Raw genomic sequence first — 11,287 nt, 5'->3', positions numbered from 1 at the left:
AGCAAGGCGAACAAGGTGGCTTCGTTGCTCTGAGGTGTTTTCCCACGCAATTGTGCCAGTTTGAGAACCTGCTTCATCCGTTTGAAAACGAGCTCGACTTGCCAGCGTGCTCGGTAGAGCTGCAAGATCTGATCAGTGGACCAACTCGTCGTTGGTAAAGAGGTGAAGACAATCAACCATCCAGCCAACAACAAGGTCTCCTCTTGTAGCTCATGTTGGTTCTTGCTGGCACGGCGTCGCACTTTCGCACGAGCTCGTTCTGCATCAGCCTCGCTCAACGATTGGGCAATCACCCGTCCAGGAAAGGTCCGCTTCTCATGGGTGAAACTGACGCGCTGTTCGTAACAACCAGGCGCTTTGTCTTTGAGCCAGTTCACCACGTCGAAGCTGGCTCCTGAGCCATCCTCTAAGGGAAAGGACTTGACAGACAAACGCACCAAGATATGGGCTCCCCGCGAGAGCACCCAGGCGACCTGAGGACGGCGAGAGTACCCGCGGTCGGCGACCACCAGATCCCCAGGCAGCCAGTCAAAGAACGTCAACGCTTCCGCCGTGTGTCGGTCGGTGATGCGAACATCGATCATGCACGCATGGAGCAAGTCATAAGCGAGATGCCCTCGCCAATCATCGCCACAGCCTCCAGGCTGTTTGAGTCGCGTTCCATCCACCAGAACCACCCGATGGGCATTGTGTCCCCAGGCGTCAGATTCTGTGGTTGGCAGGGCCATCATCTGGATCAGGAGCCAGCCCAGCCAATCGCGGGATCGTTGCAAGCGTTTGTGCCAGGCCACATGGGAAATATCCGCCACCTGATTGATCACCGCCCAGCAACCCAGATTGCGGAAGGAGGAGCTGCACAGCACAAAAGCAAGCAGCGCTCGCAACAGGACGAGGACGGAGCGCACTTCACGCTGTCGTTGATAGGCACCCAGGCGGTGGGCGGCCTCTGTTCATATCCAGCGGGCAAGAGAGGAAGGATTTCCTGCTCCCACTGCTGATTGATCAGCTCGGGCAATTGCTCACTGAGCCACTTTTGTGTATGATGAGTTGGTTGAGGCATTGGTTTCTCCTGACTCGATGTTTTTTTCAAGAGAACCACAGCCTCTTCTTTTTTTCAATTGTTCAAGTACTTTTTTCTAAGTTAACGCATATGGGGCATGTGCCAGTTCGTGCAAGAAGACCGAGAGAAATAGCAATAGGGTAATAGGGTAGTTAACAGTTGACCAAAAAGTAGGACTATGTTAGACTTACCAGGACATCATAGAGGGGGTAGGGACGCAGGCTTCATGAAGCAAGAGCAACCAAAACTGTTCCGTATCAGTAAAGCAGCCCACGAATTGGGACTCAGTTCAAAAACAGTACGAAGATGGATCAAGCAAGAAAAGATTCAAGCTATTTGGGTAGGGAAAGAAGCCCGCATTCCTCGTTCAGAAATTGAGAAGTTTGTAGGAACTGCGAATAGTCGCTTCCTGATTCTTTATGGGCGCGTGAGTGGACAGGGACAGAAAAATGATCTCAAGACGCAAATCGACCGATTACAAGCGTGGGCTACCACCGAACGATCGGGACAGAAAGAACAGATACTCACGCTCTCCGACATGGGCTCTGGCCTCAAAGCGTCCCGCAAGAATCTTCAGAAGCTCTTGAAATTGGTTGTTGAGGATCATGTCTCCGAAGTGGTTGTTACCTGCGCTGATCGCCTCACACGCTGCGGCCTAGAATACCTGCAAACACTGTTCACTAGCTTTGATGTCACTTTTACCGTCCTTGAATCTGATGCCACGAAAATCCCTGAGCAAGAATTGACTGACGACCTTCTCGCCATTATCACTGCGTTTTCTGGCCGGTTGTATGGGATGCGCAGCCATAAGCAGAAGGAACTGATCAAGTGTGTTCAGGAGGTGTTGAACGCTCCTGAATTCCTCTCAGACATTCACGCTGATCCTCTGTGATCGAGAGAAAGAGGCATCCATGAGCAAGAAGAGCACCAGCCAGTCCCTCTCGTATCCGCTACGCCTCCCAGACGACGTGCAGGTGGATGCGTTGCGCTTGCTTGATGTCTCCCGTTCCGTCACCAACCAGGTCATCACCACGCTCTGGCCGCGTCTGGATGAATGCAGCGTGCGCACCAACAAATACGCCTACAAACAAATTGAAGCCATGATCGCGCCGCCTGTCTCGCATGGAAGCCGCCTGTTCCGTTGCGAAGCAGAACAGGCGGGAAGGATTTTACGCGCACAGGCAGAGCGCAAGCAGCAATTCGCGCTGATCCATCCCATCCTGACGGAGGGCATGATTGTATCCAGGTCAGAAGCACCGCGCCCACACAAGCATCGCCCGACCATCAAGCAGGCCCTTGACGCGCTGAAGCAGAATGATGAGGATGGTGGGAGTCATGTCGCACTCCTCAGCCTGGTCGAGCAAGCGTGCAATTTTTACTTCAAAAACGGCTGTTTCCCAGCTTCTTATGAAGAAATGCAAAACGTGCCAGTGATGCAGGCTGCGCAGCTTCCGTATGCCGGAGATGATGGTGGGTCGATGGGGCAAGCCTATCGTATGGCCGTCGATTTCAAGCAAAAGCAGATCGTACTTGCTTTTCGGACACCAGATGCACAGGGAAATTGGTCACGCGATTGGCGGGACCACCTGATCCGGCTTACCATCCCCGATGCTGTTCTGGACAAGTGCAAACAAGGGAACCTGCAGGCTCCCGTCTTGCGCGAGGTGAAAGAGCCTGATGGGACCCGCTACGTCGTACTTGATGTCATCGTCGAAGTGCCAATCCGAGAGGTACCAGAACCCAAAGACATGAGCAACGTGCTTGGATACGATTGGGGTGTCAGGACATTGATTACGGCGACTGTCGTCGATCTTGACGGGCATCAGTTGACGCGTCCGTTTTTTCTCGATACGGGGTGTTTTGATGGCGAGCAGGCACGCACCCGACGGCAGATTGATGTCTTGAAAGCGAAAGTGGCAAAGCTGGAAGCACACTGCGACCGCCTTCAGGGAGGGGATGCACGAGGGGAGCGCTGTCTGAAAAAGTTAACCGTGTTGCGCAAAGAGATTTCATTGTGTTGGCGCAAGTACGAGGCGAGGAATCACGATTTGGCGCACATGGCGGCCAATGTCTTACTCCTGTTGGCAGTGGCATCGGGCTGTTCACTAATTGCCGGGGAAGCCCTCAAATCGATGAAGTCACAGGGAAGAGGACGGGATGCAAAGGGAAAATGGCGCAATTGGAGGAACAACACGCAGGTGAGAGGCGAGATTTGGCGCATTTTGAAGTACAAGTGTTTCTTAACTGGGATTCACCTCGAATGGCAGCAACCTCGTGGAACTTCGCACACGTGCCCTCATTGTGGGAAACCTGCTGATACCTACAAATCATCTGAGCATCTGGGGAAGGCCATCGATTGGGGCGCATGGCTCTGTTGCGAGCACTGTGGCTGGAATGGGTCACGGGATTATGCGGCATCGCTCAACATTGCGCGACTTGGTGCCGCATGGCTGAAAGAAGCACAACGACGCAAACGCATGGTTGGGATCTCTCACCCCAAATTACAGGAGAAAAACGTCAAACCCGTCTGCTATATGCTGGCGGGGTCGCCGCTACGGTTTCCGGCGAGCAGCCCACGGGCTTGCCTGCTTTATGCAGGAAAAATATATGTCAACGGCTGGACTTACTCTGTCACTCTGCATTCTTCTTATCCATCTTCTCTCATGTTAGACGCGTGTGGATAGACAACGCAGGGTCGATAGCCGTAGATAGTCCTACCTTGTCCTATGTTTTAGAAACGGTTGCCAGAATACTCAGGGTCCAATAGGTGGTTACCGACCAGCCAGGATAGCGCACAGAGAACCATCCCGTCTCTATGGACCAACTCAAGAGCACCGCGATAATCAGCCAGCTCACATGAAAAGCGATATCTATCCCCACAATTTTCCCAATACGCAAAGAGCCAGGCATCATAGAACACTCCCTTCTATGTAGAAAAAGTACAAAGATGTATCTCCAAACAATTCTAAGCATACCGTCTCATCAAGCGCAGCTTGACCAGTTGAACGAGAAACAGGTAGATCACAACCATTGCCGCCAGGAAGAGAAAATATTGGATGGGCAAGGAGGTGAATCCAAGTGGTCCAGCAAGTGGGGTAAAGGGAAGAATGATTCCAATCGAAACAATCAGCAGCGTCGTCAGCGCGAGCGGAAGACTGGGACGACTGCGCAGCGGATTGCCTGCCGTACGAATAATAAAGAGGACCAATGTCTGGGTCGCAAGCGACTCGACGAACCAGCCTGTATGGAAGAGCACAGGCCCAGCTTTGAAGACCCATATCATGATGTAGAAAGTCAAGAAATCAAAGATCGAGCTGATAGGGCCGATGAAGAGCATAAAATTACGGATCAGTTTGATATCCCAGTGCTGTGGCTTTCTGATATAGCTCGCATCCACGTTATCAGTGGGAATGGTCACCTGAGAAAGATCGTAAAGAAAGTTGTTGAGCAGAATCTGCGACGGCAACATGGGAAGGAAAGGCAGAAAGACATACGCCCCCGCCATGCTGAACATATTGCCAAAATTGGAACTAGTGCCCATTAGCAGGTATTTAATGACGTTGCCAAAGGCTTTGCGTCCCTCTAGAATTCCATTGTGCAAAACCTGCAGACTCTGTTCGAGCAGGATAATATCAGCCGCATCCTTGGCAACATCAACGCCGGTCGAGACTGAGATGCCAACATCGGCGGCATGCAGCGAGGGAGCATCATTGATGCCATCGCCCATATAACCAACCACGTGCTTGCGGCTCTTAAGCGCCAGGATAATGCGGTTCTTTTGCGCCGGGGAGACGCGCGCAAACACGTTGACCTCCTCGACCACCTGAGATAACGCGGGATCGGTCATGTGCTCCAGTTCGCTGCCCAGAACAATCCTGCTGCTCGCTAATCCGACCTGTTCACAGACATGCTGTGTCACTAATTCATTGTCACCCGTCACGATCTTGACCTGTACTCCATCACGCTTGAGTGCTTGCAGAACCTGGGCGACATCTGCTTTGGGCGGATCGGCAAAGGCGAGGAAACCGAGCAGCACCAGAGACTGCTCATCCGCTTTGCTATAGGTTGCTTGTGGTGAGAGTGTACGGTAGGCGACAGCGAGCACACGGTATCCCTGCGAACTCAGATCACGATACCTGTTCACATACGTTGTTCGTCCCTCACAACCCACGCCATCCAATGGCTTGAGTTCGCCAGCGCTTTCATAGGTCGTGCAGCGAGCCAGGACACTCTCGGGAGCGCCTTTGGTGATCAGCAAATAGGCTTTCTCGTGTCGGAGAACTACGGAGAGGCAGCGCCGTTCAAAATCAAACGGGATCTCACCCACCTTGCAATACCCATCAACAGTAAGCGTGCCATGCCGCATAATTGCTTCATCGAGTGGGCTCTTGATCCCGGTCTGGCTGGTACTATTCAAGACACCAAACAGAAGCACGCGATCAGATGCGTGCCCGGAGAGATCGAGGAACCCTTCGAGCTTCGTCTCACCGCTGGTTAGCGTCCCCGTTTTATCGCTACACAACATGTCAATGCTGCCAAAATTCTGGATCGACTCCAAATGTTTGACGATCACTTTCTGCGTTGCCATCCGCAGTGCACCCTGTCCCAGTGTCACGGTCGTAATCATCGGAAGGAACTCGGGGGTTAGACCAACAGCAAGCGAAATAGCAAAGAGCGCAGTCTCGAATGGCGGATGATGACCAAGGACGCCAACCAGGATGATAAAGACCACCAGGAAAAACACGGTCTTCATAATCAACAGACCAAAGCCCTTGATGCCACGCTCAAACTCGGTCTCGGGCGCACGGCTGGCCAGACGCACAGCAATATCGCCAAAGGCGGTGTCGCGACCAGTTACGGTGACCAGGGCGGTCCCCAGGCCGCTGACAACTGAGGTCCCAAGAAAAACACAATTGCGCGCATCAACCAAACTTTCAGTAGCATCGCCACCATCATCCGCGTGTTTCTCAGTTGGTAGCGATTCACCGGTCAGTGCGGCCTGCTGTACATGCAGATCGGTTGCCTGGACCAGCCGTGCATCGGCAGGCACCAGGTCGCCAGCCGCCAGACGAACGATATCACCCGGCACTACCTCACGGCGTGGCAGTTCAAGCCATATCCCATCGCGTCGCACGCTCGCGATGGGGGCAACGTCCGCACGCAACTTTGCGACGACATTCTGAGATCGGAAGGTCTGGACAAAGTTGAGGATGTTGCTGAGCAGGACGATGACAATGATGATGCTGGCGTTGATCCGATCTCCCAGGATCACCGAGACGACGCTGGCAATAAACAAGATAGCAACCAGCGGATTCATGAATAGGCGGAGAAACTGAACAATCGGCGATGTGTGCTTCAACCCAGTCGTATCGTTGGGACCATGGGCCGCCAATCGCTTGCGAGCCTCTGTACCAGTCAATCCCTGCTCACTGCTCTCTAGCTGCTCGAAGAGGTGCTGTAATGGCACCGTCTGTATGTCAATTTCCCCCTCGCCGGGAGGAGCCTGGGTTGCTGGTAGAGGAAATGACTCTTGCATCCTATACTCCAATAGTACGTCCAAATACCTATCACTATAATAGAGCTCGGGTTGATTGTATCATCATGTTATAGAAAAAATGGTTTTTGATTGCACATTTATTTCTTGATGCTATCTTCTCTACCTACGTTGATCTCATCTGTTGCTTGTCGTACTGGTGCGTTGCGTTAACTTGAGCATAGGAAGCGCTACGGTCAGGGCCAACTCATCACCTGAAAGCTCTGGCACATCACTCAAAGGAATACCACACATAAAAGCATCTATCATGCGTGCCGCTTGCTCACCGTGTTTTAGTGCCAGTGCAATTGTTCCTGTTCCATAAAGCAATCCACCTGCGATAAAGAGCCCTGGAATGTTTTTTGCATATACTGCATTCTCGTATGCATTTATAGCAGGCCAGAAACGTTGAGCCAGCAACATGGGTGGAAGAAAAGAGTGATCAGGCAATTCTCCAGCCGCAATCAGACTCATATCGGCTGGAAGCACGACGTTTGTTCCAAGCACACGTTTAGGAATCGGCGCTTGCTCCCATTTGGAGGTTGTTACAATAGTTTCATAACAACGTACAGCTTGCAACGTCGCTTCTTCTGTCCCGATAAAGCTTCTGGCTGACACTTGTTCGCGTAGCTGAATACCATCGCACAGCGCAGCCTCTACCTCATCCGCAGAGGCAGTCATCATCGCACGATTTCCAGCAAATGCTATCTGCACTGTTCTCGCACCTGCTTTCAATGCAGCGCGGGCAGCGAATACTGCAGTTCGGTCTCCGCCGATTACGACAACATTCCTGCCAATGGGAACTACCGATCCAATGGCTATGGCATGCAGAAACTGTCGAGCTGGCAGAATACCAGAGAGCAACGTCTCTCCTGAGATATGTAAATGGCAAACGTGGTGCGTTCCGGTCGCAAGGAGGACCGCGCCGAAAGTGCGCAACACCTCTGGGAATGAAAGATTCTGTCCAAGCTCTGTCTGGAGTCGGAACTCTACACCAAGCTTCTGAAGCAATGCAACATCATGAGTAATCAGAGCACGCGGCAAACGGGAAGATGGTATTGCATCGACCAGTGCTCCGCCTGGATGCGCAAGTATATCAAACAAGGTCACCTGATAGCCACGCTTTATCAGACTATAAGCCGCACGTAATCCAGTTGGGCCAGCTCCAATAATGGCAACACGGTGATCAAGGTGTGTCTCTCTACTGGTGGGATTCACGGAACTCCAGATCTCATGTCGAATTCCACCTGTGCTCATTATCCACTCCTTCCTTTTTCATTATAGGATAGCTCTAGTAGAAGTTTCTTCTCTATGAAGAACATAGCTGATTCAACTCACAATAAGATCTCAAAACAGCCCCTCATGATCACAATATTGTGCATTGACGATCATAGTATGTTAGAAAGAATTCGGGCTCGTAAGCACAACCAAAAGTTGCTGCTTGAATTGTGATAACAATGAGAGACAAGAACCGATTGTGAGAGCACATTGAGAGATCGTTGCACTATAGTAAGCATGGAGGTTGTGATCCATCCTTGTAGAGGGCTGGGGGGCAAAGATCGTTTAGCATCACTATGCATGGCAGGTATTTTGATAGAGAGAGGACTGTCGGTAATTGTCAGGATAAGGCTACAATTCTAAACAAAGAAGGCTGACCAATGTTTAAACGTATTCTTCTTCCACTTGATGGCTCACACAATGCTGAACGTGCAATTCCGATCGCCCTGCGACTGGTACATGCCCATTCAGGTACAATTATCTTGCTACGCGTGGTTAATTCAAATTGCTCATCCTTCGGCCTCCGCAGTACTCAGGCACAGCTAGCATGAGCAACATCTTCTCTTGCATAGTTTGTAGATAAGGAGAAAGACATGAATTTCCAAACCAGCCTTCCTCGATTTAAAAGCATCCTCGTCCCATTAGATGGCTCTCCAATGGCAGAGGAGGCACTTGTACTGGCGACCCATCTGGTTCGCGCCAGCAATGCTGAACTACTGTTGCTTCGCGTTGTCCCACCATCTAGTTGTGTTCCACTCTCTCCCCTCACGCCGATAGATCTCACAGAATCGATGAGGGAGGCAGCCTTTTCATGTGCCCAGACATACCTGGAGCAGGTTACCACTTACGAGCATCTTGACAACCTCAAAGTGCAAACAGAAGTTTTGCTGGGAGGTGCGGCCAATACGATTATTGATTATGCGCTACAGCAAGGCGTGGACCTGATCGTCATGCGCAGTCATGGGGAAACAGGCCTTTCTCGCTGGATCATGGGCAGTACAGCACAACAATTAGTACGCAACTGTCCTCTCCCGGTACTTGTGATAAACAAACCACAAAATCAGCCGATAGACCGCTTGCATGTTTCACATGTCCTGATCGCTCTGGACGGCTCTCCATTAGCGGAAGAGGCCATACGCCCCGCAGCACTCCTGAGTGCAGCTCTGGCACACCCAGGAAAGGGCACAATCCACCTGACTCGTGTTGTTCAGAATGTAGAGCCAGACAAACATCAAACGAAAGAACAAAGAGAACAGATCAATAAAGAGCGTCAAGAAGAGGCGATGGGTTACCTCCAACACATAAAACAGCGCGTACTCACAGGAGCGTTGGCTCCGCTCAACCTGGCAATGACTACTTCAGTCGTGACCTATACAAATGTAGAGGATATCACCAGATGCATCATCGAAGAAAGCACATGTATTGGCGGCACAACGGGATCCACAGGCAGTGACATTATCGCCATGAGCACGCATGGGCGACACGGTTTTCAACACTTGTTATTGGGTAGTTTCACGGAAGAAGTGTTTGATGCAGCTCGGAAACCGTTACTGGTCGTCCATACCACGAAATCAAAGCAGAAAACACAAACAAGAAACAGAAAACCAGTCGATGTTCCGATTATATAACTGTTCTCGAATATGGTGTAACGGCTGAGAGCAGTTGTGTTTTCTTTTGTGACTTGTCTGTGATCTCGATGTCCTTCTTGTGACACGTTTGAAATATCCAGGATCTATTACTTTAATAGAGGTAAAGGAATAGAGAGAAAAAGTTGTCTCAGCTTCATATGAAAGTGGGGTACTAACGCTACAGGTTCCGAAAGCGAGGATTCCCATTGATGAAGAGATAGTTCTACTAGCAACACAACGCAAAACGTATAGACGCGAGGAGGTTCCCTTATGTATCTCCATGATAACCTACAAGTCTGCTTATACGCTCTGGAGAGCTGGTATCCCAACCACATCGTGGATATCAATTCAGAGATCATCAAGTCCAGTGAAATTCCACTAGTAGGCTGGAAAGCGTCCGAAGGAATTAAAATTCTGGCCATGATGGCACCACAACTGCTAGAGGCTCGTGCAGAGATGATCATCAGCCATGGAGAATGTGCCATTTATCTGCCTGACATATCCGCAACCATACCGCTATGTATCATTCATTGTCAGGGCAAAATTCCACCGCACATCTCCGATGGTGAAAAATGGTTGAGGCAAAAACAACCTCATCTCAAACAATCCGCCACTAATGTCAGCAGTCCTGCTTACGTTCATCTTGAACACAGTTAAGATAACAACTCCAGCGTAATGGAGCGTGTACCTTAGCGTACCTTACATATCCTTTAGGAGATAGCTGCATTGATAATCATATAATGTCGATCAGAAAAGAAAGAAGGACTCCATGATGTTTCAACGTATCCTTGTCCCACTCGATGGTTCAAAACGTGCTGAACGCCTGGTCCCAGTTGCTCTGCGTCTGGCCCACTCCAACGGAGGAACAATTATCCTGTTGCGCGTCGTCAACCCCAATTGGCCTTCGTTCTCCCAAACAACACTCTCCCAGGATTTATCCACCAATGCTAAAATTGATGCTGAAAACTATCTCGTCGCTCTCTCTCAGAGCAAACCATTTCAGGGTATTCACACAGAGATCGTGGTCCCCTTCGGCTCCGAAGGCGCAACGATCTTGACCACAGCCATGCAAAAGCATGCGGATAGTATCGTGCTCAACGCACATGGCTATACTGGCATATCACGCTGGTCCATGGGTAGTGTGGCCGATAAAGTGACCCGGTGTGCCGAGATGCCAGTCCTGTTGTTCCGCGATAAAGGTGCCCTCCCGCTAGGTCCCCATCCCGATCCCGTTGAACCGCTGCGCATCCTTGTGCCATTAGATGGTTCGCCCCTTGCTCTGACAGCACTAGAGCCTGCAGCAGAGTTGGTCACCGCGCTAAGCGCCTCAACCAACAGCGCACTACATCTGACCCTCGTTATTGATGACAAGAATTGGCTTCCATCAGCCAAATATTATCTCCAAACCATCATCACCAAAATCAAACAAAGAGAGATTGCGCCTATCATTGCACGCCAACATATAGCAGTCACCTGGTCTATCGCAGTGAATACCGATATAGCCGACGGGATCATCCGCGTGGCAGAAAATGGAGAGGATGCTGAGAACAGCGGCATATTTGGAGGCTGTGACACTATCGCAATGGCCACCCATGGCCTGACAGGGCTCCCATTCTGGACGCTAGGCAGCACCACCGAGCGGGTTCGCGCTGGTACACAGCTCCCTATGCTGATCGTCCGTCCAGCCGCCGCAGGCAAACCACTGACCATGCCCCATCAGTATGAGCCAGTACCACTCACCAGTGAAACCTGATAGTTTCAATAAAGCCAGTCAGAAGAAACTGACTG

General features: G+C 51.0%; 10 protein-coding genes. 6 read left to right on the top strand and 4 right to left on the bottom strand.

Annotated elements, in window-relative coordinates:
- Positions 1–905, bottom strand: a 905-nt coding sequence (locus tag F1593_RS11330; RefSeq protein WP_172632052.1) for a transposase, incomplete at its 3' end; no start/stop codon positions are given.
- Between the two features lie 381 nt (positions 906–1,286).
- Here F1593_RS11330 and F1593_RS11320 point away from each other — a divergent pair.
- Together F1593_RS11320 and F1593_RS11315 are read left to right on the top strand one after the other, a co-directional pair.
- On the top strand, positions 1,287–1,952 hold the full coding sequence (locus F1593_RS11320; RefSeq protein ID WP_172632051.1) for an IS607 family transposase: 666 nt from the start codon (positions 1,287–1,289) through the stop codon (positions 1,950–1,952).
- A gap of 19 nt (positions 1,953–1,971) precedes the next feature.
- Positions 1,972–3,744, top strand: coding sequence for a zinc ribbon domain-containing protein (locus F1593_RS11315; RefSeq protein ID WP_149401668.1), 1,773 nt, complete (start codon positions 1,972–1,974; stop codon positions 3,742–3,744).
- A gap of 40 nt (positions 3,745–3,784) precedes the next feature.
- On the opposite strand, the gene F1593_RS11310 is transcribed toward F1593_RS11315, so the two are convergent.
- The 3 genes from F1593_RS11310 to F1593_RS11300 form a co-directional block, all read right to left on the bottom strand.
- Positions 3,785–3,973, bottom strand: coding sequence for a zinc metalloprotease (locus F1593_RS11310; RefSeq protein WP_149401667.1), 189 nt, complete (start codon positions 3,971–3,973; stop codon positions 3,785–3,787).
- A gap of 52 nt (positions 3,974–4,025) precedes the next feature.
- A complete protein-coding gene (gene mgtA, locus F1593_RS11305) occupies positions 4,026–6,596 on the bottom strand; it encodes a magnesium-translocating P-type ATPase (RefSeq protein WP_172632050.1) in 2,571 nt (856 codons plus the stop codon).
- 135 nt (positions 6,597–6,731) lie between these two features.
- Positions 6,732–7,850: an FAD-dependent oxidoreductase gene (locus tag F1593_RS11300; protein ID WP_149401666.1), complete on the bottom strand. Its 1,119-nt coding sequence runs from the start codon at positions 7,848–7,850 to the stop codon at positions 6,732–6,734.
- A gap of 401 nt (positions 7,851–8,251) precedes the next feature.
- Here F1593_RS11300 and F1593_RS11295 point away from each other — a divergent pair, with 401 nt between their 5' ends.
- The 4 genes from F1593_RS11295 to F1593_RS11280 all read left to right on the top strand — a co-directional run bounded on the left by F1593_RS11295 (position 8,252) and on the right by F1593_RS11280 (position 11,252).
- Positions 8,252–8,422, top strand: a complete 171-nt coding sequence (locus tag F1593_RS11295; RefSeq protein ID WP_149401665.1) for a universal stress protein — start codon at positions 8,252–8,254, stop codon at positions 8,420–8,422.
- 42 nt (positions 8,423–8,464) lie between these two features.
- Positions 8,465–9,499: a universal stress protein gene (locus tag F1593_RS11290; protein ID WP_149401664.1), complete on the top strand. Its 1,035-nt coding sequence runs from the start codon at positions 8,465–8,467 to the stop codon at positions 9,497–9,499.
- A gap of 270 nt (positions 9,500–9,769) precedes the next feature.
- Positions 9,770–10,156: a hypothetical protein gene (locus tag F1593_RS11285; RefSeq protein ID WP_149401663.1), complete on the top strand. Its 387-nt coding sequence runs from the start codon at positions 9,770–9,772 to the stop codon at positions 10,154–10,156.
- A 112-nt stretch (positions 10,157–10,268) separates the two neighbouring features.
- A complete protein-coding gene (locus F1593_RS11280; RefSeq protein WP_149401662.1) occupies positions 10,269–11,252 on the top strand; it encodes a universal stress protein in 984 nt (327 codons plus the stop codon).
- Positions 11,253–11,287: the final 35 nt, after the last annotated feature.

Origin of the sequence: Dictyobacter arantiisoli, from assembly GCF_008326305.1 — a bacterium.
GTDB classification, from domain to species: Bacteria; Chloroflexota; Ktedonobacteria; order Ktedonobacterales; family Ktedonobacteraceae; genus Dictyobacter; species Dictyobacter arantiisoli.
The sequence above is the reverse complement of the archived record's forward strand: the minus strand, read 5'-3'. Positions and strand labels throughout refer to the sequence as shown.

Coding starts and splice junctions, on each gene's coding strand:
- F1593_RS11320 (WP_172632051.1), top strand. CDS start 1,287: ATGAAGCAAGAGCAACCAAAACTGTTCCGTATCAGTAAAGCAGCCCAC.
- F1593_RS11315 (WP_149401668.1), top strand. CDS start 1,972: ATGAGCAAGAAGAGCACCAGCCAGTCCCTCTCGTATCCGCTACGCCTC.
- F1593_RS11310 (WP_149401667.1), bottom strand. CDS start 3,973: ATGATGCCTGGCTCTTTGCGTATTGGGAAAATTGTGGGGATAGATATC.
- mgtA (WP_172632050.1), bottom strand. CDS start 6,596: ATGCAAGAGTCATTTCCTCTACCAGCAACCCAGGCTCCTCCCGGCGAG.
- F1593_RS11300 (WP_149401666.1), bottom strand. CDS start 7,850: ATGAGCACAGGTGGAATTCGACATGAGATCTGGAGTTCCGTGAATCCC.
- F1593_RS11295 (WP_149401665.1), top strand. CDS start 8,252: ATGTTTAAACGTATTCTTCTTCCACTTGATGGCTCACACAATGCTGAA.
- F1593_RS11290 (WP_149401664.1), top strand. CDS start 8,465: ATGAATTTCCAAACCAGCCTTCCTCGATTTAAAAGCATCCTCGTCCCA.
- F1593_RS11285 (WP_149401663.1), top strand. CDS start 9,770: ATGTATCTCCATGATAACCTACAAGTCTGCTTATACGCTCTGGAGAGC.
- F1593_RS11280 (WP_149401662.1), top strand. CDS start 10,269: ATGATGTTTCAACGTATCCTTGTCCCACTCGATGGTTCAAAACGTGCT.